General features: G+C 66.5%; 23 protein-coding genes. 9 read left to right on the top strand and 14 right to left on the bottom strand.

Annotated features, from left to right (window positions below):
- Nucleotides 1-3: 3 nt before the first annotated feature.
- A complete protein-coding gene (locus tag ACGHN1_RS13000) occupies nt 4-1,602 on the top strand; it encodes an isocitrate lyase (RefSeq protein WP_390551291.1) in 1,599 nt (532 codons plus the stop codon).
- Nucleotides 1,603-1,622: 20 nt separating this feature from the next.
- Entirely contained in the window at nt 1,623-1,805 is a 183-nt protein-coding gene (locus ACGHN1_RS12995) for a hypothetical protein (protein ID WP_390551290.1), read from the top strand.
- 106 nt (nt 1,806-1,911) lie between these two features.
- On the opposite strand, the gene ACGHN1_RS12990 is transcribed toward ACGHN1_RS12995, so the two are convergent.
- The 3 genes from ACGHN1_RS12990 to ACGHN1_RS12980 all read right to left on the bottom strand — a co-directional run bounded on the left by ACGHN1_RS12990 (nt 1,912) and on the right by ACGHN1_RS12980 (nt 5,655).
- Complete coding sequence (locus ACGHN1_RS12990; protein WP_390551289.1) at nt 1,912-2,538, bottom strand: hypothetical protein; 627 nt, start codon at nt 2,536-2,538, stop codon at nt 1,912-1,914.
- A gap of 100 nt (nt 2,539-2,638) precedes the next feature.
- The gene (locus tag ACGHN1_RS12985) at nt 2,639-3,673 is read right to left on the bottom strand and encodes a 2-oxoacid:ferredoxin oxidoreductase subunit beta (RefSeq protein ID WP_390551288.1); all 1,035 of its coding nucleotides are present in this window, start codon (nt 3,671-3,673) and stop codon (nt 2,639-2,641) included.
- Entirely contained in the window at nt 3,670-5,655 is a 1,986-nt protein-coding gene (locus ACGHN1_RS12980; RefSeq protein WP_390551287.1) for a 2-oxoacid:acceptor oxidoreductase subunit alpha, read from the bottom strand. Before ACGHN1_RS12980 ends, ACGHN1_RS12985 begins: the two co-directional genes overlap by 4 nt.
- Before the next feature lie 200 nt (nt 5,656-5,855).
- On the opposite strand from ACGHN1_RS12980, the gene ACGHN1_RS12975 reads away from it, so the two are divergent.
- Nucleotides 5,856-6,809: an alpha/beta hydrolase gene (locus ACGHN1_RS12975; protein WP_390551286.1), complete on the top strand. Its 954-nt coding sequence runs from the start codon at nt 5,856-5,858 to the stop codon at nt 6,807-6,809.
- Between the two features lie 44 nt (nt 6,810-6,853).
- Complete coding sequence (locus ACGHN1_RS12970; RefSeq protein ID WP_390551566.1) at nt 6,854-7,291, top strand: RNA pyrophosphohydrolase; 438 nt, start codon at nt 6,854-6,856, stop codon at nt 7,289-7,291.
- A 1-nt stretch (nt 7,292) separates the two neighbouring features.
- Here ACGHN1_RS12970 and ACGHN1_RS12965 read toward each other — a convergent pair whose 3' ends face one another.
- From ACGHN1_RS12965 to ACGHN1_RS12945, 5 genes are all read right to left on the bottom strand, one after another.
- The gene (locus tag ACGHN1_RS12965; protein WP_390551285.1) at nt 7,293-7,799 is read right to left on the bottom strand and encodes a tetratricopeptide repeat protein; all 507 of its coding nucleotides are present in this window, start codon (nt 7,797-7,799) and stop codon (nt 7,293-7,295) included.
- Nucleotides 7,800-7,858: 59 nt separating this feature from the next.
- A complete protein-coding gene (locus ACGHN1_RS12960) occupies nt 7,859-9,040 on the bottom strand; it encodes an RsmB/NOP family class I SAM-dependent RNA methyltransferase (protein ID WP_390551284.1) in 1,182 nt (393 codons plus the stop codon).
- A gap of 6 nt (nt 9,041-9,046) precedes the next feature.
- Nucleotides 9,047-10,522 (bottom strand): IMP dehydrogenase, encoded by a 1,476-nt coding sequence (gene guaB, locus ACGHN1_RS12955; RefSeq protein ID WP_390551283.1) that lies wholly within the window; start codon nt 10,520-10,522, stop codon nt 9,047-9,049.
- Nucleotides 10,523-10,583: 61 nt separating this feature from the next.
- Nucleotides 10,584-10,952 carry a hypothetical protein gene (locus ACGHN1_RS12950; protein WP_390551282.1) on the bottom strand — a complete coding sequence of 123 codons (369 nt, stop codon included), beginning with the start codon at nt 10,950-10,952 and terminating at the stop codon, nt 10,584-10,586.
- A complete protein-coding gene (locus tag ACGHN1_RS12945; protein ID WP_390551565.1) occupies nt 10,949-11,704 on the bottom strand; it encodes a 3-hydroxybutyrate dehydrogenase in 756 nt (251 codons plus the stop codon). Before ACGHN1_RS12945 ends, ACGHN1_RS12950 begins: the two co-directional genes overlap by 4 nt.
- Nucleotides 11,705-11,784: 80 nt before the next feature.
- Between ACGHN1_RS12945 and ACGHN1_RS12940 the strand changes: the two genes are divergently transcribed.
- Nucleotides 11,785-12,639: a neutral zinc metallopeptidase gene (locus ACGHN1_RS12940; RefSeq protein ID WP_390551281.1), complete on the top strand. Its 855-nt coding sequence runs from the start codon at nt 11,785-11,787 to the stop codon at nt 12,637-12,639.
- A 6-nt stretch (nt 12,640-12,645) separates the two neighbouring features.
- Here ACGHN1_RS12940 and ACGHN1_RS12935 read toward each other — a convergent pair whose 3' ends face one another.
- Both ACGHN1_RS12935 and ACGHN1_RS12930 read right to left on the bottom strand, forming a co-directional pair.
- Nucleotides 12,646-14,346, bottom strand: coding sequence for a M56 family metallopeptidase (locus ACGHN1_RS12935; RefSeq protein WP_390551280.1), 1,701 nt, complete (start codon nt 14,344-14,346; stop codon nt 12,646-12,648).
- Complete coding sequence (locus ACGHN1_RS12930; RefSeq protein WP_390551279.1) at nt 14,343-14,732, bottom strand: BlaI/MecI/CopY family transcriptional regulator; 390 nt, start codon at nt 14,730-14,732, stop codon at nt 14,343-14,345. The genes ACGHN1_RS12935 and ACGHN1_RS12930 overlap by 4 nt, the downstream gene beginning before the upstream one ends.
- A gap of 144 nt (nt 14,733-14,876) precedes the next feature.
- Between ACGHN1_RS12930 and ACGHN1_RS12925 the strand changes: the two genes are divergently transcribed.
- Nucleotides 14,877-15,443, top strand: a complete 567-nt coding sequence (locus ACGHN1_RS12925) for an ATP-dependent Clp protease proteolytic subunit (RefSeq protein WP_390551278.1) — start codon at nt 14,877-14,879, stop codon at nt 15,441-15,443.
- 31 nt (nt 15,444-15,474) lie between these two features.
- On the opposite strand, the gene sdhA is transcribed toward ACGHN1_RS12925, so the two are convergent.
- From sdhA to sdhC, 3 genes are read right to left on the bottom strand one after another with little or no spacing between them, the layout of a single operon-like run.
- Nucleotides 15,475-17,397 (bottom strand): succinate dehydrogenase flavoprotein subunit, encoded by a 1,923-nt coding sequence (sdhA, locus tag ACGHN1_RS12920; protein WP_390551277.1) that lies wholly within the window; start codon nt 17,395-17,397, stop codon nt 15,475-15,477.
- Nucleotides 17,397-17,816 (bottom strand): succinate dehydrogenase, hydrophobic membrane anchor protein, encoded by a 420-nt coding sequence (gene sdhD / locus ACGHN1_RS12915; protein ID WP_390551276.1) that lies wholly within the window; start codon nt 17,814-17,816, stop codon nt 17,397-17,399. The genes sdhA and sdhD overlap by 1 nt, the downstream gene beginning before the upstream one ends.
- Before the next feature lie 7 nt (nt 17,817-17,823).
- Nucleotides 17,824-18,204, bottom strand: coding sequence for a succinate dehydrogenase, cytochrome b556 subunit (gene sdhC / locus ACGHN1_RS12910; RefSeq protein ID WP_390551275.1), 381 nt, complete (start codon nt 18,202-18,204; stop codon nt 17,824-17,826).
- A gap of 103 nt (nt 18,205-18,307) precedes the next feature.
- On the opposite strand from sdhC, the gene ACGHN1_RS12905 reads away from it, so the two are divergent.
- Genes ACGHN1_RS12905 through ACGHN1_RS12895 form a run of 3 tightly spaced genes read left to right on the top strand, consistent with a single transcriptional unit; the run spans nt 18,308 to nt 20,569 of the window.
- A complete protein-coding gene (locus ACGHN1_RS12905; RefSeq protein ID WP_390551274.1) occupies nt 18,308-19,018 on the top strand; it encodes an SDR family NAD(P)-dependent oxidoreductase in 711 nt (236 codons plus the stop codon).
- On the top strand, nt 19,008-19,916 hold the full coding sequence (locus ACGHN1_RS12900; protein ID WP_390551273.1) for a 50S ribosomal protein L11 methyltransferase: 909 nt from the start codon (nt 19,008-19,010) through the stop codon (nt 19,914-19,916). The genes ACGHN1_RS12905 and ACGHN1_RS12900 overlap by 11 nt, the downstream gene beginning before the upstream one ends.
- Nucleotides 19,889-20,569: a DUF2459 domain-containing protein gene (locus ACGHN1_RS12895; RefSeq protein WP_390551272.1), complete on the top strand. Its 681-nt coding sequence runs from the start codon at nt 19,889-19,891 to the stop codon at nt 20,567-20,569. Before ACGHN1_RS12900 ends, ACGHN1_RS12895 begins: the two co-directional genes overlap by 28 nt.
- Nucleotides 20,570-20,613: 44 nt before the next feature.
- Here the strand turns inward: ACGHN1_RS12895 and ACGHN1_RS12890 are convergent, their stop codons facing one another.
- Nucleotides 20,614-21,708, bottom strand: a complete 1,095-nt coding sequence (locus ACGHN1_RS12890) for a serine hydrolase (RefSeq protein ID WP_390551271.1) — start codon at nt 21,706-21,708, stop codon at nt 20,614-20,616.
- Nucleotides 21,709-21,711: the final 3 nt, after the last annotated feature.

The raw sequence follows: 21,711 nt of genomic DNA, 5'->3' as shown, positions 1-21,711 counted from the left end.
CGAATGACCTATCAGAACAGCATCGCTCAGATGCGCGACACAATCGGCAGCAAGGGTGCTGGCTGGGCCGCCATCGACAGCGAAAGCGCTGCACGGATGGCGGTCCAGAACCGGTTTCCGACCGGTCTCGACATTGCCCGCTACACCGCCGGAATCATGCGCGCCGACATGGACGCCTACGATGCCGATCCCGCTAACTACACGCAGTCGCTGGGCTGCTGGCACGGTTTCATCGCGCAGCAGAAGATGATCGCGATCAAGAAGCATTTCGGCAGCACCAAGGGCAAGTATCTCTACCTGTCCGGCTGGATGATCGCCGCTCTGCGCAGCGAGTTCGGCCCCCTGCCCGACCAGTCGATGCACGAAAAGACCTCGGTCCCCGATCTGATCGAGGAGATCTATACCTTCCTGCGTCAGGCCGACGCACGCGAACTCGGCGGTCTGTTCCGCGAGCTCGACGCGGCGAAGGAAGCCGGCGACGCGGTCAACACGCATCGCCTGCTCCACAAGATCGACGAGCATCAGACGCATATCGCCCCGATTATCGCCGATATCGACGCCGGTTTCGGCAATGCCGAGGCGACCTATCTGCTCGCCAAGAAGATGATCGAGGCCGGGGCCTGCGCGATCCAGATCGAGAACCAGGTTTCCGACGAAAAGCAATGCGGCCATCAGGACGGCAAGGTCACCGTGCCGCACGAGGATTTCCTCCAGAAGATCCGCGCGATCCGCTATGCCTTCATCGAGCTGGGCGTGCCGGACGGTATCATCGTCGCGCGTACCGACAGCCTCGGTGCCGGTCTGACCAAGCAGATCGCCTATTCGACCGAGACCGGCGATCTCGGTGATCAGTACAACGCCTTTCTCGACTGCGAGGAAGTCGATCCTGCCGGGATCACCAATGGGCAGGTCTTCATTAGCCGCGACGGCAAGCTGCTGGCGCCCAAGCGCCTGCCGAGCAATCTCTACCAGTTCCGCTCCGGAACCGGGGAGGATCGCTGCGTCCTCGATTGCATCACCAGCCTGCAGAACGGCGCCGACCTGCTGTGGATCGAGACCGAGAAGCCGCACATCGGCCAGATCGGCGGCATGGTCGATCGCATCCGCGAGGTCATCCCGAATGCCAAGTTGGTCTACAACAATTCGCCCAGCTTCAACTGGACCCTCAACTTCCGCCAGCAAGTCTTTGATGCATGGACCGAAGAAGGCCGCGATCTGTCGGAGTACGATCGCGCCAGACTGATGAGCGAGGATTACGACGGCACCGATCTAGCCATCGAGGCCGACGAGCGTATCCGCACCTTCCAGAAGGATGCGGCGCGCGAGGCGGGGATTTTCCACCACCTCATCACCCTGCCGACCTATCACACCGCGGCGCTCAGCACCGACAATCTCGCCAAGCGCTATTTCGGCGAAGAAGGCATGCTCGGCTACGTCAAGCCGGTGCAGCGCGAGGAGATCCGCCAGGGCATCGCCTGCGTCAAGCACCAGAACATGGCCGGCTCCGACATCGGCGACGACCATAAGGAATATTTCGCCGGCGAAGCCGCGCTCAAGGCGGGCGGCAAGGACAACACCATGAACCAGTTCGCAGCCGCCTGAGGAGAGGAAAGGTGACCATCATGACCGAAGAAGCCCCGAAGACGGAACCGGGCCGCGCCCGCGCCCTGTTCTCGACCGCCGACTTTCGCCTGCTGCGCGCTGCGCTGACCAGCCATGCGCGGCAGACCGACGATCGCGAGGAACTGGCGAAGATCAACGCCCTTCATCACCGCCTCGGCAATTACGTGTCCGATAGCGAATGATGCCCCGCTAGACAGTTCTCCTGGGGAGGAGAAACGGCCGCCGGAGGATCCCCAAACCTCCGGCGGCCGTCATTGTTTCTTGCTCCGTCGAAACGGCGCGCGGCGATCAGGCCCCGGCCTGCGGGTCCAGATCCTCGCCGCGACGCGCGGAGGTGAACTCGCGGCGGCTGAGATAGGTGTCGCCGTCGATGTCGTAATAGAAGAAGCTGTCGGCCGCCTTGTTGGCCTGATCCGCCGTCAGTTCTGGCTGGCCCTGATCGTTTGGCGCGGTAGCGTTGGGATCGAGCGGGATCGCCCAGATCGCATATTCGGCGACCGAAAGCTGGTCGTCGTCGTTCCGGTCGAGATAGCCCCAGGTCATGTTGGCGCGGGTGCGCATGTTGGTGGCGGCATCGCGCGGCTGGCTCGCCGCCTCCATCTCGGCACGATCATCGTCGGTCATGTCGGCCTCGGCCTCCATGTCCGCACCCATGCGGACCTGCTCGCTGGTGATCTCGTCGCGAAAGCCCGAATACTCGTTCTGGAAGGCGTCGCCGTCGAATTCGTCGCGCCGGGTCTGGGCATCCTCCGAAAGCGTGTAGTCACGCGTCATAGGATCGTATTCTGCCTGCTGGTTCGCCGCCATGTCCGCTTCCGGATTGGCCTCGATCGGTTCGGCGTCGTTGCTGTCGCCGCAGGCCGCAAGCGCGAGCGCGAGACCGGAGGCAAGGGCGAGGTTCGTCTTGAATGTCATAGGTTTCTCCATCGAATGGCTGGGCTTCCCGGCAGGGAAGCGTCACATCACCAATGGACGAGCCGCGAGTTTGTTCAAAAAGAGGCGGTTTGTCCCAATCCTAGACCGGATCGGCCGCGGTGCCTCCGACAGTCCAGGTCTGACCCGAGCCGAGCAGCCGGGCGAGATCGGCGGTCTTGCCTTCGCTGGCCTTCTTGCGCTCGGCGATCACCGCCGCCTCGAACGTGGGACGCGGATCGTCGTAGAGGACGCCCAATGCCATCGGAAACTCGCCGAAGGGCATCTCGACCAGCATGTGCGCGATCGAGCGGTTGGTGACGTCGTGGACGATCACGCCCGCGGTCTGCCAATCGCCATCGGCCACATCGACCACCTTGAGCGTGAGCGTATCGGTGTCGAGCGCAATGCCCTTCGTGTCGCCCGCGAACAGCATCGGCTTGCCGTCCTCGAGCCAGAGCTGACGATCTTCCGCCCCCTTGGGCGCGGCGAAATCGTCGAACACGTCCTTGTTGTAGACGATGCAGTTCTGGAAGATCTCGATGAAGGCAGCGCCCTGGTGGGCATGCGCGGCGGTGAGAACCTCGGGCAGCTTCTTCGACACGTCGAAGCCGCGCGCCACGAAACGCGCGCCGGCGCCCAGCGCGAAGGCGGCGGGCCGCGCCGGGTGATCGTAGCTGCCGATCGGCGTCGAGGGCGATTTGGTGCCCTCGCGGCTGGTGGGCGAGGCCTGCCCCTTGGTGAGGCCGTAGATCTCGTTGTTGAACAGCATGATCTGCATGTTCACGTTGCGCCGCAACACATGCATCAGATGGTTGCCGCCGATCGAGAGCCCGTCGCCGTCGCCGGTCACCAGCCAGATGTCGAGCTCCGGATTAGCCAGCTTCGCGCCGGTGGCGAAGGCGGGCGCGCGGCCGTGGATCGTGTGGAAGCCGTAGCTCTCGATGTAGTACGGAAAGCGGCTCGAACAGCCGATGCCGGAAATGAACACCGTCTTCGCCGGGTCCGCGCCGAGCTGCGGCAGCGTGCGCTGCACCGCCTTGAGGATCGCGTAGTCTCCGCAACCCGGACACCAGCGAACCTCCTGGTCGGTTTCCCAGTCCTTGAGCGTGGTTTCGATTTTAACGGGTGCGTTCACGCACTGTGCTCCTGCGATTGCGGCGAAGACCCACGGCGCAGCGAACCGTCGTCGTGCCCCGCCTCGAGATTGGGCAGCTGGTCGTCGTTGACCTCGACCTCTCCGCCCTCGTTGCCCGGAATCCCATCGAAATACTTGCCGATCGCCTCGACCAGTTCGGCGATCTGGAAGGGCTGGCCGCTGGTCTTGGTGAGAGGCTGCGCATCGACGAGGAACTGGTCGCGCAGCACGGTCTTGAACTGGCCGGTGTTCATCTCGGGCACGAGGATGTTGTCGAAGCCGCGCAGCAGCGCGCCCAAATTCTTCGGCAGCGGCCAGATGTGGCGGACATGGATGTGGCTGACGTCGCAGCCGTTTGCGCGCGCCTTGCGCACCGCCTGGTGGATCGGCCCGAAGGTCGATCCCCAGCCCACCACCGCGAGCTTGCCCGAGGACTCGCCCAGCGCGACCTCCTGGTCGGGGACGTCGATGTTCTCGACCTTGGCCTTGCGCAGATCGGTCATCCGCTGGTGGTTGTCGGGCGAATAGTCGATATTGCCCGTTTCCTCGTGCTTCTCGATCCCGCCGATGCGATGCATCATTCCGGGCGTACCCGGCTTGATCCAGGGCCGCGCGCCGTGCGCATTGCGCTTGTAGGGGAGCAGCTGCTCGCCGCGCGGCTCGGTAAGGAACTCGGCCGGGAACGGCGCGAATCCGCTCGGGTCCGGCACTTTCCACGGTTCGGCGGCATTGGCGATGTAACCATCGGTCAGCAGCATCACCGGGGTCATGTATTTCACCGCGATGCGGCAGGCCTCGATCGCCACCTCGAAGGCATCCGACGGGCTGCGCGCCGCGATCACCGGCATCGGCGCGTCGCCGTTGCGGCCATAGACCGCCTGGTAGAGATCGCTCTGCTCGGTCTTGGTCGGCAGGCCGGTCGAAGGGCCGCCGCGTTGCGAATTGACGATCACCAGCGGCAGTTCGGTCATGATGGCCAGGCCCATCGCCTCGGTCTTGAGCGCGATGCCGGGACCGGAGGAGCTGGTGATGCCGAGCTGCCCGGCATAGCTCGCCCCGATCGCGGCGCAGATCGCGGCAATCTCGTCCTCCGCCTGGAAGGTGGTGACGCCGAATTCCTTGAGCCGCGCGAGGTGATGCAGAATCGCGCTGGCGGGCGTGATCGGATAGCCGCCAAAGAACATCGGCAGCTCGGCGAGCTGCGCCCCTGCTACGAGGCCGAGGCTGACCGCCTCCGCGCCCGTCACCGTGCGATAAAGCCCCGGCTCGCTCGGCACCGGCGGCACGGTAAGCTGCTTCAGCGGCCCGGCCAGTTCCGCCGTCTCGCCATAGGCATGGCCGGCATCGAGCGCGGCGATATTGGCATCGGCGATGTCGGGCTTGGTCTTGAACTTGGCGCGCAGCCACTGGTGGATCGGATCGCGCGGACGGTCGAACATCCACAGCGCCAGGCCCAGCGTCCACATGTTCTTGGACCGCAGCGCGTCCTTGTTGCCGAGGCCGAAGGGCTTGACCGCCTCGATCGTCTTTTCGCTGATGTCGAAGGCCAGCACATCGTATTTGGCGAGGCTGTCGTCCTCGAGCGGGTTCGCCTCGTACTGCGCCTTGTCGAGGTTGCGCTTGGTGAAGGCGCCGGTGTCGGCGATCACCAGGCCGCCCGGCTTGAGCGCGCTGATGTTGGTCTTCAGCGCCGCGGGGTTCATCGCCACCAGCACGTCGGGCGCATCGCCCGCGGTGTTGATCCGGCGGCTGCCGAAATTGATCTGGAAGGCGGATACTCCGAACAGCGTGCCCTGCGGCGCGCGGATCTCCGCCGGAAAGTCCGGGAAGGTCGCCAGGTCGTTGCCTGCAAGCGCGGTCGACAGGGTGAACTGGCCGCCGGTCAGCTGCATACCGTCGCCGCTGTCCCCCGCGAACCGCACCACAACCGTTTCGGGAATATCCGCCGCCGGAGGCGGGCTTTCGACCGTCTGGGTCGCCATCGACTTACCTCTTCGCGCGCTGCCTAAAGCGCACTTTTTATTGCAAGGCAGCGGAAGTAGGAGCCGTACCGGCTTCGGGCAATGGTTTTCGACGGATATCGGCGAGAACAGCCGGTCCCGCAGTGGGGCGCGCCGAAATGGCGTCTGGTAATGGAGCGCGGAGCCGCTAATTCTGGCCAGGCTAGCAAGGGGAGCGAAGCTTGGCCGATTCCGAACATTACGTCCGCGACGACGTGCGCGGGTTTCTCGATATGCTCGAACAGATCGGAGGCAAGGGTGTCGAGGAAGTCGGCGCGGTGGCCGGGCGCGAGCAGATGCGGGCGATGAAGGGTCTGGCCGAAGCCCCCGCTCACGACCTGCCGATCAAGCGCGACCTCACCTGTCCCGGCCCGGCCGGGGACATCCCACTGCGATTCTACGACACCAGGGCCGAACGCGGCCCGGGGCCCTGCGTGCTCTTCATCCACGGCGGCGGCTTCGTGATCGGCGACATCGAGGTCTACGACGCGCTGTGCACCGAATTCGCCGTCCAGCTCGACCTGCCGGTGGTATCGGTCGAATACCGCCTCGCCCCCGAACATCCCTTCCCCGCCGCGCCCGACGATTGCGAGGCGGCGGCGCGCTGGCTCGCTTCTTCTCCGGCGGAACTGGGCCGCGAGATCACCGGGCTCGTGATCTCGGGCGACAGCGCGGGGGGCAATCTGACCATCGTCACCACCAATCAGCTTACGAACGAGCCGGCCGGCGTGCCGGTCCTGGTCCAGGCGCCGATCTATCCCGTCGCCAGCGAGGTCTCGAAGCACGACAGCTTCTCGCTCTTCGGCGAGGGCTTCCTGCTGACCGGCGCGGCGATGGCCTGGTTCACCAAGCAATATGGCGGCGATGCTAAGGATCCGCGGCACACGCCGATGGTGGGCGATTGCGCCAACACCCCGCCCACGGTGATCTGCACCGCCGGGCTCGATCCCCTGCGCGATTCGGGCCGCGAATACGCCGCCCATCTGATCGGCCAGGGAACGGAGGTGAGCTATTTCGAATTTCCCGGCATCGTTCACGGTTTCACGACGTTGAGGAAGGCGATCCCCAGCGGTCAGAAGGACCTCGAAGCCTTTCTCGGCGCGATCCGCCTCAAACTGGAGAGGCTGGCTTCGTGAGCGACCCCTACCGCAATCTCGGCTACCGGCCCTGCGTCGGGGTGATGCTCGTCAATGCGGACGGCAAGGTCTTCGTCGGCCGCAGGATCGACAACAAGGAAGGCGACTGGTGGCAGATGCCCCAGGGCGGCGTCGACGAGGGCGAGGACCTGAAGGATGCGGCGCTGCGCGAACTCGCCGAAGAGACCGGTGCCCGCAGCGAACACGTCACCATCCTCCAGAGAATGGACGAAGCGATGCGCTACGATTTGCCCGAGGAGCTGATCGGCAAGCTCTGGGGCGGCCGTTTCCGCGGCCAGGAGCAAGTCTGGTTCCTCGCGCGCTTCACGGGCAGCGATGAAGACATCGATCTCGAGGCGCACGATCCGCCCGAATTCTGCGACTGGAAATGGGTCGATCCCGACCAGCTTCCCGAGCTGATCGTCCCGTTCAAGAAACGCGTCTATCGCTCGGTGGTCGAGGCGTTTCGCGCGCTGGTCTGACTCAGTTCGACTGCACCACTTCGGCGTCGGGCATCACCGCTTCCGCGGTCAGCACGCGCTCCGCCGGGCCGGTGGCGATCGCGGTGGCGAGTGCCCGCGTCTCGTCGCAGCCATCGCCGCACAGCGATTCGAGCTTGGCGAGATTGAGCCGGGCCCGCTCGAGCGCGCCCTTCTCGACCAGCGCCGCCCCCTCGCCCGAGATCGCGGCGAAATTGTCCGGATCGCGGGTCAGCGCTTCGCGATAGAAACCGATCGCCTTGCCCTGCAGCCCGTCCGCGCGGGCCGCTTCGGCAAGGCGTAGAAGGGTGGGCGTGTAGGCCGGATCGACCGTCAGCGCTGCCTCGAAGGCATCGATCGCCTTCTGCGTATCGCCCGCATCGAGCGCCGCCTCGCCCTCCGCGATCAGCATCGCCGCACGCGGGCTCGGCGCGGGCTCGGCGCCTTGGCCTACGCTCGCGGTAATTGCGAGGGCCAGCGAAAGGGCGGCGGCAGCGGGGGCGAAACGCATGATCGTCTCCTGGAAACTCGGTCGGGCAAGAGGTGGCTGATCGGCCATCGGTGTTCGAGTTAACACGCCAAGCCTGCACGCGCGATGAAAAATCCGTCGGTCGAATCATGGTGCGGCGTCAGGCGGATCCCCTTCGCGCGCTCCCGCCCGGCCGGCAGCGCAAGCGGTTGCGACGACAGCTGCGGATGGCGAGCGAGCAAGGCATCGAACTGATCCGGGCCCTCCCCGTCCAGCAGCGAGCAGACCACGTAGATCAGTCGCCCGCCGGGTCGCAGCAGCCGCACCGCATTGTCGAGGATGAGCGCCTGGGTCTCGATCAGCCGGTCCAGCATGTCCGGCGTCAGCCGCCAGCGCGCCTCGGGATTGCGCCGCCAGGTGCCGGTGCCCGAACAGGGCGCGTCGACCAGGACGGCGTCGGCCCGGCCCTCGAATTCGCCGAGCGCCTCCATCTCTCGCCCCGGATCGAGCAGGCGGGTGTCGACATTCGTCGCGCCCGCCCGCTCGGCGCGGGGCCCGAGCTTCGAGAGTCGAGCACGCTCGGTGTCGCAGGCGATCAGAACCCCGAGATTGTCCATCGCGGCAACCAGCGCCAGCGTCTTGCCCCCGCCCCCGGCGCACAGATCGACGATCGTCTCCCCGGGCTGCGCCCCCACGGCAAGGCACGCCAGCTGCGAGCCCGTGTCCTGAATCTCGACGAGACCCTCGCGATATGCGGGCCACGGTTCGACCTGCGTTCCCGCCGCGATCCTGAGGCCGTTCGGAGCCTGGGTGGGCTCGGCATCCACCGGCAGGACCAGCGAGGCGCGCTCGGCCTTGAGCGTATTCACGCGCAGGTCGAGCGGCGCGCGATCGAGCAGCACCTTGGCCTCCACGTCATCGATGCCGGCGGAAACGAGGCGCTCCACGACCCACGCGGGCGCGACCCCACCTTCGGCGACGACCTCGCCCGGTTGGATCGGAGCAGGGCCGTATTGCGATCCGTCGAACAGCGGACGGATGGCCGGATCGGTCTCGGCCAGTCGCAGCATGGCCGCCCTTCCGCTCTCTGGAAGCGGCCCGCAGGCCCGGATTGCCGCATAGACCAGCTCGCGAATCGCGCGGCGGTCCTTCGACCCGGCGAAACGGTTGGCACGAAACCAGTCGGCGAGAATGCGGTCGGCCGGAGCGCCCTGATGGCGCGCGGCCTCGGCTATCGCGTCGAGCAATTCGATCGAAGTCTGGACGCGCGCGGCCGGGGTCATGGTCCCTCAGCGCGTCGGATAGTTCGGCGCCTCGCGGGTGATCGCGACGTCGTGGACATGGCTCTCGGCAAGCCCGGCGTTGGTAATCCGCACGAACTGCGCCCGCTTCCTCAGATCCTCGATCGAGGCGCTGCCGGTGTAGCCCATCGCCGCCTTGATCCCGCCGACCAGCTGGTGGACCACGGCCGCGGCCGGGCCCTTGTAAGGCACCTGACCCTCTATGCCTTCCGGCACCAGCTTCTGCTGGCTGACATCGGCCTGGAAATAGCGATCGGCGCTGCCGCGCGCCATCGCGCCGACGCTGCCCATGCCGCGATAGGCCTTGTAGCTGCGGCCCTGATAGATGAAGGTCTCGCCCGGTGCTTCCTCGGTGCCGGCGAGCATCGATCCGATCATGATCGTCGAGGCCCCGGCGGCAAGCGCCTTGGCGGCGTCGCCGCTGGTCCTGAGACCGCCGTCGCCGATCACCGGCACGCCCGCCTCTTCCGCGGCCTCGGCGCAATCCATGATCGCGGTCAGCTGCGGCACACCGACCCCGGCCACCACCCGCGTCGTGCAGATCGAACCCGGCCCGATGCCGACCTTCACCGCATCGGCACCCGCAGCCACCAGCGCCCTGGTCGCCTCGCCGGTCGCCACATTGCCCGCGATGACCTGAACGCTGTTGGAGAGTTTCTTCACTCGCTCGACCGAACGCGCGACATCCTTGTTGTGGCCATGCGCGGTGTCGATCACAACCACATCCACCCCGGCGTCGATCAGCGCCTCGGTCCGCTCGAACCCCTTGTCGCCTACCGTTGTGGCGGCGGCGACGCGCAGTCGCCCCTGATCGTCCTTGGTGGCCTCGGGATAGGCGACCGCCTTCTCGATATCCTTGACCGTAATCAGGCCGACGCACTTGCCGTCGCCATCGACCACCAGCAGCTTCTCGATCCGGCGTTGGTGCAGCATGCGGCGCGCCTCTTCCTGACCGGTGCCGAGCGGAACGGTGGCGAGGTTGTCGACCGTCATCAGTTCGCGCACCGGCTGGCGCGGGTTCTCGGCGAAGCGGACGTCGCGATTGGTGAGAATGCCGGCCAGCCTGCCGTCGCGGTCGGTCACCGGAATGCCGCTGATCCGGTTTTCCGCCATGATCGCCTGCGCCTCGCCCAGCGTGGCGTCGGGGTGGATGGTGATCGGGTTGACCACCATCCCGCTTTCGTAACGCTTGACTGCGCGCACCGCGGCGGCCTGATCTTCGATCTCGAAATTGCGATGGAGCACACCGATGCCACCGAGCTGCGCCATGGCGATCGCCATGTCCGCCTCGGTCACCGTGTCCATCGCGCTGGAGATCACCGGAATGTTGAGCCCGATTTCGCGCGTCAGCCGCGTGGCGGTGTTCGCCATGCTCGGCAGGATCTCGCTCTCGGCGGGGACGAGCAGCACATCGTCGAAGGTCAGCCCCAGACGGATTTGGTCGGAAAGATCGGAATGTGCCACGTCGAGAATCGCCTGCCGGAGGGAAAGTGGCGGTCCATGTAACGACGCATCTTGAAACGCGCTAGTGCGGCGGGGATCGGTCAGGGTCCGAAACGGCGGTACGGGCCGTCCGAGCATGGATGAACAGGCGAACCAGCACGATAATCGCCCCTGTCGGTACGAGGCAGCGAACAAGCGCCGGCTCCCAACCCCCATCGATAGCCGCATAGGATACGGTCGGCGTCGCCACTCCGAAAAACCAGTAGGCCGGTGCCTCGGCGGACCACACGATGGCGGCACCGCCGGTCCCGACCAACGCAAGGAGAGCCCAGAAGGGCTTCCACGACAGCGCTGGAATGCGGAGCACCGAAACGAAGGCAGTCAGGCTCACGGCGAGACTGAGCGCGCATGCTGCGAGCACAAGCAACTGGTTCGAGGAAAGGTCGATCAATCCGCCGTCCAGCCGCCGTCGACGCTCCAGTTGGCGCCGTTGACGTTCTGCGCCTCGTCGCGGCACAGGAACACCGCCAGCGCGCCGATCTCCTCGGGCTGCACGAATTTCTTCGTCGGCTGTTTCGCCAGCAGGACGTCGTTGATGACCTCGTCGCGGGTCAGGCCGCGCGCCTTCATGGTGTCGGGGATCTGGTTTTCCACCAGCGGCGTCCAGACGTAGCCGGGGCTGATGCAGTTCGCCGTTACGCCGTGTTCGGCGAGTTCCAGCGCGATCGTCTTGGTGAACCCGTCGAGGCCGTGCTTGGCCGAATTGTAGGCGCTCTTGAACGGGCTCGCGACCTTGGAATGGGCGCTGGCGGTGTTGATGATCCGGCCCCAGCCGTTCCGCTTCATGCCCGGCACGGCCAGTCGCGTGGTGTGGAAGGCGGCGGTCAGGTTGAGCGCGATGATCGTGTTCCACTTCTCGACCGGGAATTCCTCCACCGGCGCGACATGCTGCATGCCGGCGTTGTTGACGAGAATGTCGATCTCGCCCGCCTCCCGCATCATCGCCTCGATCTGGGCAGCGTCGGTCAGGTCGGCGCCCGAGTGCGTGGCGCCGAGTTCCTCGCACAGCCCGGCGATCTCGGCCTCGTCGCCGAATCCGTTGAGCACCACTTCGGCGCCCGCGCCGTGCAGCGCTTGCGCCACCGCCAGACCGATGCCGCTCGTCGATCCGGTCACCAGCGCGCGTTTTCCTTCGAGAAACATTTCTGCCACCATGCGTTAGGGTTCCAGTTTCGTGCGCCATCGCGGAGGCGGGCGGCGCGGTCAATCATGGGGGATGCAATATGCGGCTCAATCCGTTCGACACCGGCAGCATCGACGTGCGCTCGAGCGGCGGAGGCCTTCCGGGCGGCAAGGCGGGCGGGCTCGGCTGCGGCACGATCATCCTCGCCGCGGTCGGCTATTTCGTGTTCGGCATGGACCCGTTCCAGACCGCAGCCGTGGTCGAGGGCGTGCAGCAGAATTCCCAGGCCGCGGGTCCGGCCAGCACCGACGAACAGGAAATCTGCACCAGCAGCGAATACGCGACCGAGGCCTGCAACGCGCTGACCTCGCTCAACCAGACCTGGGCGCAGACTTTCGAACAGCAGGGCTTCGGCGACCGGTTCCGCCAGCCCACGCTCGATCTTTACGGTGGCGGCGGCGTGCGCACCGCCTGCGGTAGCGGGTCGTCGGCGATGGGGCCGTTCTATTGCCCGGGCGACACCACGATCTACATCGACACGAGCTTCTACGACACGCTGGCGCAGCAATTGGGCGCGCGCGGCGATTTCGCGCGCTACTACGTCCTCGCCCATGAATATGGCCATCATATCCAGGCGCTCACCGGCGTGCTCGACCAGATGGACAGCGCCCAGCGCGCCAATCCGCAGATCGCCAACCAGCTCCAGGTGCTGGTCGAACTCCAGGCCGATTGCTACGCCGGGGTCTGGGCCGGCAGGAACCGCAATCTGATCGAGCCCGGCGATATCGAGGAAGGCATGAACGCCGCCGCCTCGATCGGCGACGATCGCCTCTCCGGGGGCCGGGTGTCGGAAGAGGATTTCACCCACGGCACCAGCGAACAGCGCAGCCAGGCTCTTCGCCTCGGGCTGCAGGGGGACGACCGCCGCTGCGACGCGATCACCCGGCTGCGCTGAACGCGCTCAGCTCTGGCCGATCTCGCGCATGGCCTCGTCGAGCGATTCGAGCGCCTCGCGGCGTTCCTTGTCCGACAGGTTCCGATCGCGTTCCACGGCGGGACGCGCCTGACCGATGGCGGCGCGGGCAGTGCCCATTGCCGCGCGGGCCGTCTCCATGGCGGCGCTCTGACAAAAGACCATCGTCTTCTTGCCGTCCTTCCCGACCGTCTCGCGAACCGTCTGGCCGCTGCCATCGCAATGTGAAATCATGCGCGGTATACCGGCGTGGGCGGAACTCAGCGCAGTCTCCAGCTCCCGGCGAAAATCGCCATCCTCGGCAAAGTGCTTGCGCAGGTTTTTCATTTCCCTCGCGAATTCGCTGTTCTCGCCGAGGCTTTCGCGCAGTGCTGTGGCGAATTCGCCGCTCTCCCCGAATGCCTCGCGCAGCTCGGCCATTTCGGCCTCGAACTCGGCGCGCTCTTCGGCGCTCATTTCATCGCCGCGAAGGCGGATGACCATGGGGTCGTTTTGATCCCCGACCGCACCGTCGCGGCTGCGACGGACGCGAAACGCCTGCGGCCCCTCACCGGCAACGGCCTCGCCGTCGGGATCGATCCTTATCACCTGCACGCTCTCGTCATTCGCCGCAGACGGCTCCGCCGGCTCGCTCAACGAGGTGAGCGGAGCCGCGAGTTCATCTGTCGGAGCCCGCGCTTCGGCCTCGAGTTCGGCCGGGCCGCCGTCCACCTCGACCTCCTGCGCGGCGTAGCTGATCGTCGCGGTGAGCGGCAGGGCCAGCACACCCGCGCCTATCAGGGCCCGGCCGGCCAGGCGGCGGCGGCGCGAAATGTCCGTCATGGTCAAACTCCTCAATCTGTGAACGATGGATTTGTCGCCGAGGACCGGGCAGGCCATCGGGGCCGCGAGCGCGTGGCGCGGCATGGCCTTGGCGGTGGTGGCGAAACCGGCGATGATCGCGGCGTAGCGCGTGCGGTCCTCGCGCGGCCGCGACGCGATCACCCGCGCATCGCAGGCCGCCTCCTGGTCGCGCCGCAGCGCCTTCCACCCGGCCCAGCCCAAGGGGTTGAACCAGTGCAGCGCGAACAGCGGCTGGACCAGGAAATTGACCAGCAAATCGCCACCGCGGTGATGCGCAAGCTCGTGCGCGATGGCGAGATCGCGCGCCGCACGGTCGCGACTGGCCATCAGCCCCACCGGCAGCGCGACGACCCTGTCGAACACGCCGAAGGCCACCGGGCCCTCGGCCTGCGGCGTCTCGACCATGCGGATCCGTCCCACGTCGCCCACCGGCCGCGCATGTTCGAGCAGGTCGCGCCGCATTGCGAAGTAGAGCGCAAAACGGCGGACCAGGAAAATGCCCGCTCCGAACAGCCAGAGTATCAGCAGCGGCGTGACGAAATCGATCGATGCCTCCGGGATGGAGGAGGCCGGCGCGATCAGAGCCGCATCGGACAAGGGCTGCGACGCGGGGATTCCCGCGTCCGAAGCCGGGAAGAGAGCGACCGGCGCTTCGGCCACCGGTTCGGCGGCCCGCATCCACGCCGGAAGCTCCACCGGCGGAATCACCAGCCGCAAGGCGGGCAAGGCCCAGAGCGCGTAGGCTGCGCGAGCGCCGAAATGCCGTGCCACCGGACGCCTCAGGACGAGGACCAGGGCGATCAGGGCACCGGTCCACGCCAGCGTATCGAGCAGAAAGTCGGTCATTTCCGCATCTCCCCCAGCAGCTTTTCGATTTCGGCGAGATCCTCGTCGGTCAGCGCCTCGCTTTCGGCGAGCTGCGCGAACAGCGATGCCGGCCGGCCGCCGAACAGCCGATCGACGAGCCGGCGCGATTCGCCGCCGACATAATCGGCACGCGCGATGAGCGGCGAATAGAGGAACCTGCGCCCCTCGGCCTCGGTGGCGACGGCCCCCTTGCCGACGAGCCGCGAAAGCAGGGTCTTCACGGTCGGCATCGACCATCCGCGCTGCTCGCAAACCCGGTCGCAGACCTCGACGGCGGTCAGCGGGCTGCGATCCCACAATGCCTCCATCACGGCGTGCTCGGCATCGCTGATGCGTTCTTCCGGAGCGTTCTTCCCTCGTGGCATGGCGGTTACCTCCCTGGTCTCGCCCATCCGTTCCAATTTTCGATTACGCTTGTAAACCTTTCGCGTCAATGAATGCTTTTTCGGGAACGGGATCGCATCGCGGGCGCTCATGCAGCACGCATCGACCGAGGAAATCCCCCGCCCATGACGAACGAAAAAAGCGACCGCCAGACGGTCCTTACCGCCCCGCAACTGCGTCTGATCGGATCGGTGGACGAAGCGATGTACGCCGAATTCCGCAATCAGCTTAGCGCCGCACCGACCGAGGGCCCGCTGGTGATCGCACTCACCACGCTGGGCGGCAATCCCGAAATCGCCAGAGCGATGGCAGACGACGTGCGCCTGCTGCGCGATGCCGGCCGGACGATCTATTTCCTCGGCAAGGCGAGCGTCTATTCGGCAGGCGCGACCTTCATGGCAGGCTTTCCGGTCAAATGCCGCTTCCTGACCAAGGACACGACGCTGATGGTGCACGAGCGCCAGATCGCCAAGACCATCAACCTGTCGGGCCCGCTCAGGAGCTGCACCGCGCAGCTGAAGGCCGCGCTCAACGAGATTGAGCAGTCGATCGCGATCGAGGAAGCGGGCTTTCGCGCCTTCGTCGAGGGGTCGGATGTCGAGTTCGAAGAACTCCAACGCCGGGCACCCGACAATTGGTACATCGGTTGCGAAAAGGCGCTGGACCTGGGCCTGATCACCGAGATCATCTGAGACCCCGGCGTGCGGCCTGCCTATTGCTGCGTCAGTAGACCCGCTTCTTGGGCTTTATGTAGTCGACATCGTCGGTGAGCGTGTATTCGTGGACCGGGCGATAGGCGATGCGCACGTCGCCGGTGCCCTTCCCGCCCCAGCCGTCGAACCAGGCGATGGTGTGCTTCATCCAGTTGGCGTCGTCGCGCTCGGGATAATCCTCGTGCGCATGCGCGCCGCGGCTTTCCTTGCGGTTTTCCGCGCTGGCGATGGTGACGTTGGCCTGGGCCATGAGATTGTCGAGCTCGAGCGTCTCGATCAGGTCGCTGTTCCAGATCAGCGAGCGGTCGGTGACGTGGATGTCCTCCATCCGCTTGTTGATCCGCGCCAGTTCGGCCTTGCCTTCGGCCAGCAGCTTGCTGTCGCGGAACACCGCGGCGTGCCGGGTCATCGACTTTTGCATATCCGCGCGGATCTCGGCCGTCGGCGAGCCGCCGTTCGCATTGCGGAAATGGTCGAGACGGGTCAGCGCGAGATCGGCGCTGTCAGCAGGCAGTTCGTCATGCGCCGTGCCCGGCTTGATGATGTCGCGCAGCCGGTGCCCGGTGGCGCGGCCGAAGACCACGAGGTCGATCAGCGAATTCGAGCCCAGGCGGTTGGCGCCGTGGACCGAAACACAGGCCGCCTCGCCCACCGCGAACAGGCCGGGGACGGTCTTTTCCGGATCGGAAGCATCGCCCGCCATCACCTCGCCGTGGAAGTTACAGGGAATGCCGCCCATGTTGTAATGCACCGTCGGCGTAACCGGCAGCGGTTGCCGCGTCAGGTCGACCCCGGCGAAGATCTTGCCGCTCTCGGTGATGCCCGGGAGCCGCTCGGCCAGGATCTTGGGATCGATGTGGTCGAGGTGAAGGTAGATGTGGTCCTTCTCCGCCCCGACGCCGCGCCCCTCGCGCATTTCCAGCGCCATCGAACGGCTGACGACGTCGCGCGATGCAAGGTCTTTGGCCGAGGGGGCGTAGCGTTCCATGAACCGCTCCCCTTCCGAATTGGTGAGGTAGCCGCCCTCGCCGCGCGCGCCTTCGGTGATCAGCACGCCCGCGCCGTAGATGCCGGTGGGGTGGAACTGGACGAATTCCATGTCCTGCAGCGGGAGCCCCGCGCGCAGCACCATGCCGCCGCCGTCGCCGGTGCAGGTATGGGCGCTGGTGGCGGTGTAGTAGCAGCGGCCATAGCCGCCGGTCGCCAGCACCACCGCATGCGCGCGGAAGCGGTGGATGCGCCCGTCGTCGAGGCACATGGCGATCACGCCGACGCATTTGCCGTCCTTCATGATCAGGTCGAGCGCGAAATATTCGATGAAGAAATCGGCGTCGTACTTCAGGCTCTGCTGGTAGAGCGCGTGGAGCATGGCGTGGCCGGTGCGGTCCGCCGCGGCGCAGGTGCGCTGGACCGGCGGCCCCTCGCCCATGTTCTGCATGTGCCCGCCGAAGGGGCGCTGGTAGATCGTCCCGTCCTCGTTCCGGCTGAAAGGCACGCCCGCGTGCTCGAGTTCGTAGACCGCCTGCGGCGCCTCGCGCACCATGTATTCGATCGCATCCTGGTCGCCGAGCCAATCGGAGCCCTTGACGGTGTCGTACATGTGCCACGACCAGTGATCGGGCGAATTGTTGCCCAGGCTGGCGGCGATCCCGCCCTGCGCGGCGACGGTGTGGCTGCGCGTGGGGAAGACCTTGGAGATGTTGGCCGTCTTCAAGCCGGCTTCGGCCGCACCCATCGTGGCGCGCAGCCCCGATCCGCCCGCGCCCACGACCACGACGTCGTAGGTATGGTCGATGATCTCGTAGGCGCCCCAGCGATCGGCCGACTGGCCGGGCTGCGTGCTGCGCGTTTCGGCCGTCGCCTCGGGCGGCGCTTCGGCCGGCGCTGCGTCGCGCTGGTTGGCGTCCTCGGTCTGGGCTTTGGGATCGACCATCAGACGGCACCCCCGGAAAGCGCGAGACGGGCGATCGAGAACAGGCCGAAGGCGATGCCGCCGACCGCGAACAGGTTCAGCGCCGCGATCGCCGCGAACTTGTTGCCCGGGGTGTGGACGTAATCCTCGATCATCACCTGCATCCCCAGACGCGCATGCCAGAAGACGCTGACCGTCATCAGGGCCAGCGCGGTGGCGGGAATTGCGCCGCCCGCCCACTCGCTCATCGCCGCATAGTCGTAGGCCGGAAGCAGGGCGAGGCTGACCGCCAGGAACAGCACGGTGACCAAATTGCCGATCGCGGTAAAGCGCTGCAACAGCCAGTGATGCGCGCCGGCATGAGCGGAGCCGAGGCCGCGGACATGGCCGATGGCCGTGCCCTTGGGACCATAGCGTTCGAGTGTCGTGCGTCTGCCCATAAGTGCCTCAGATGAAGAGAACCGCGATCCAGAAGAGCGCGGTGAGAACGATGCCGGAAATCACCGAGACCACGGAAAAGGTCTTGTTGGTGTCGAGTTCGTAACCGGCTCCGATGTCGAGGACGAAGTGTCTCAGCCCGCTCGACATGTGATTGAAGAAAGCCCAGCTCAGGCCGACGAGGACGATGAGCCCCAGGGGCGACCCCATGACGAACCGGAAGGTCTCGTATGCCTCGGGCCCGCTGGCAAGCGCGCCGAGCCACCACAGGAACACCGCCAGCCCCACCGTCGCCATCCCGTCGCCGCTCACGCGGTGCAGGATGGACGTGAGCATGTGCGGGCCCCATTTCCAGATCGACAGATGCGGCGATAGCGGGCGGTGCGCCATTGGATCCCCCTCGGACAATTGGCGCCTCCTTATGCCCAGCTTGCGCCACGTGCAAGGCGGGCGGGGTCGACAAACGATGCGAAATTGCGAATAGCCGTGCCGCATGACGACAGTCCTTCTCACCGGATCGAGCCGCGGGATCGGTGCCGCCGCCAAATCGGCACTCGAGGCGCGCGGCGTCAGCGTGATCGGCCAGGCCACCAGGAGCGATGCGATCGACACGGTGCCCGCCGATTTCGCCGAACCCTTCGGCGCCGCGGAGCTGTGGGAAGCCGCCCTCGCCCGCGCCGGCGGGAGCATTGACGTACTGGTCAACAATGCCGGGCTGTTCGCGGCCAATCCGATCGCGATGTCGGACATGCAATGGCTCGACGCGTGGGAGGATACGCTGCGGATCAACCTCACCGCCGCAGCCCAGCTTTCGCGCTTCGCCGTGCGGCACTGGCAGGATCGGGGGGTCGGCGGCCGTATCGTCCATGTCGCCAGTCGCGCCGGGCACCGGGGCGATAGCCCGGACCACTGGCACTACGCGGCGAGCAAGGGCGGCATGCTGGCGCTGCACAAGACCATCGCCCGCGCCTACGCCGGCGAGGGAATTCTCAGCTTCGCGATCACGCCGGGCTTCACCGACACCGCGATGGCCGGCGACTATCTCCAGAGCCGGGGCGGCGACGGCCTGCTCGCGGACATTCCCCTCGGCCGGGTCGCCGAACCCGAGGAAATCGCCGCGATGATCGCCTGGTGCGCGCTCGACGCCCCGCCCAGCATGACCGGCGCCACTCTCGACGCCAACGGCGCGAGCTATGTCCGCTGAGGTCTGGAAGCTGTCGGCCGCGGCGGACCGCGCGCGGATAGAAGCGGCGCTCGACCGGCAGGCGGAGGCGGAGGACTGGGACGCCGACATTGCCGTCTCCGGCCAGGAGATCGAGGAACAGCGACCGGACGAATGGATGTTCGAAGCCTGGATGCCACGCCGCCCGCGCAAGGCCGATCAAGAGGCGATCGCGGCACTGTTCGAGACGCCCGCACCGACATTCACCGCCGAAAAACTGCCCGAGACCGACTGGCTGGTCGAGAGCCAGAAACGCGTCCAGCCGATCCGTGCCGGTCGGTTCCATGTCCACACCCCCGATCATGATCCCTCCCCCGCCGCCGTGAATTTCGCAATCCCGGCGAGCCAGGCCTTCGGCACCGGCCACCACGAGACCACCGCCGGTTGCCTCGCCATGCTCGATCTCATGCGACGGGAGGGAGTCGCGGCGCGCGACATCGCCGATATCGGCACCGGGACGGGCCTGCTCGCCTTCGCCGCCATGAATCTCTGGCCCGCCGCCTACGCCACCGCGTCCGACAACGACCCGGTATGCCTGCCGGTGGTGGAGGAAAACGCCCGGCTCAACGGCATCGCGCTCGGCACCCGCCGGGGCGAACTGGCCATGCTGGTGGCGGGGGGGACCGACCATCCGCTGACCCAGGCGCGCGCGCCCTACGATTTGCTGATCGCCAACATCCTCGCCCGCCCGCTGATCGATCTGGCGCAGGATTTCGCGCAGGTGGTCGCACCCGGCGGCAGCGTGCTGCTCGCGGGATTGCTCGAAACGCAGGAGCCCGCGGTGCGCCGCGCCTACCGTCGGGCCGGGTTCCGCCTCGCCCGTCGCCACGTCAGGGGAGATTGGTCGATCCTATGGCTGCGCAAGCGCCGCGCCGGCTGAAACCCTGGCAGCGCTGGGGGCTCGGCTTCGTCGCCGCACCCTTCGCGCTCGTCGCGCTGGCATTGCTTGCCGGATGGATCGGATCGGCGATCCCGCGCAACGCCGACTGGACCGAGCCCGACGACGGCATAGAGATCATGGTCGCCACCAACGGCATCCACACCGAGTTGATCCTGCCGATCGTCAGCCCGGTGAAGGACTGGCGCGAGACCTTTCCCACCGCCGCGCAGCCACGGCGCGACGGACAGGTCCCGACCCATGTCGCCATCGGCTGGGGCGAGAAAGAGGTCTTTCTGGAGACCCCGACATGGAGCGATCTGAAGCTTGCCACCGCGCTCAGGATCGCGACCACCGGCGGCGAGGGACTGATGCGGGTGGGCCATTACGTCCGACCCGCGCCGGACGAAAACCACCGCCCGCTGCGGCTGCGGCCCGCCGAATACCGCCGGCTGGTCGCCAGGGTGGAGCGGACGCTGCCGCCCCTCCCCCCGGGCGCAACTCGGAGAACCTACGCCGGTTTCATGCCCGAGGATGCGAATTACGACGCGGCGGGGAAATACACTCTCGCCAACACCTGCAACCAGTGGACCGCCGACACGCTTGCCGAGGCCGGGTCGAGATCGGGCTGTGGACGCCCTTCGCAGGCGGCGTGATGAAATGGATCGACGAGCCCGCGCCGAGACCGGTCGGCTGACGATCACTCCTCCGCCAACAGTTTCGCCTCGTGATAGGCCGCCGCGGCGCGGGTGACTTCCTGCATCATCGCCATGCGTTCCGCATAGGATGCGCGCGTCCGGGCGATCATCACCGCCAGCGCATATTGCGCACCGTCGGGGGCGGTGAGGATACCGATGTCGTTGTAGCCCGATTGCTCGCCGTCGAAGAATTGTCCGGTCCCGGTCTTGTGCGCCATCGTCCAGCCCGGAGGAGTCCCGCCCTTGAGCCGCCGGGGCCCGCTGCGGGTCCGTTCCAGCACGCCGAGGATATAGGCGGTCGACTGGTCCGACAGCAGCCGTCCGCGCGCCAGCTTGCCGAGAGCGGCGACGATGCCGACCGGGCTCGCCCCGTCGATCGGATCGGCGAGATAGGCTTCGAACGCCTGCCGGCGGCGCTCCACAGGAACCTCTTCGCGCGCCTCGAAGAAGGCATCGTCAATGGAATAATCCTGTTGCCAGTCGAGCCCGGCGATGGCGCTTTGCTTGCTGCGTTCGTCGGTGCCGAAGCGGACGCTCTCCAGATCGTTGTCTTCGAGGAAGTCCTGCACTTCGGATGGCCCGCCGACGCGGCGCAGGATCGTGTCGTTGGCGGTGTTGTCGCTGCGGGTCAGCGCGCGCATCATCAGGTCGTCGTAATCGGTGACGAAGCTCCCCCGCGCCGCGACGATGTCGCTGAGCGGCTGGTGGAACAGCGTCAGGTCCTGGGGACGGATGCGAACCGTATCGTCCAAATCGAGTTCGCCCCGGTCGACCAGGTCGAGTGCGGTGAGTGCGACCCACAATTTGCTGACGCTCTGCTGCGGAAAATATTCAAGTCCGTTGAAATGGAAGCTGCGATCGTCGGCGATGTCGCGCACCGCGATCCCGACATGGCCGGGGAAAGCACCGCCGATGGCGCTGAGGCGGATGTCGAGCGCTTCCTGCTCGGGGGTCAGCGGATCGTCCTCGACGATCTTCTCCGCTTCCTCCACCACCGGATCCTCGCCCCCGATCTCGCCTCCGCCGAATGCGGCGGAGAGAACGAAGAAACCGGCGGCGATCAGCAGGCTGAGGATGAGGATCGGGCTGCGCGACACTGG

Origin of the sequence: Qipengyuania sp. MTN3-11, assembly GCF_042851825.1 — a bacterium.
In the GTDB taxonomy this organism is placed as follows: Bacteria; Pseudomonadota; Alphaproteobacteria; order Sphingomonadales; family Sphingomonadaceae; genus Qipengyuania.
The sequence above is the reverse complement of the archived record's forward strand: the minus strand, read 5'-3'. Positions and strand labels throughout refer to the sequence as shown.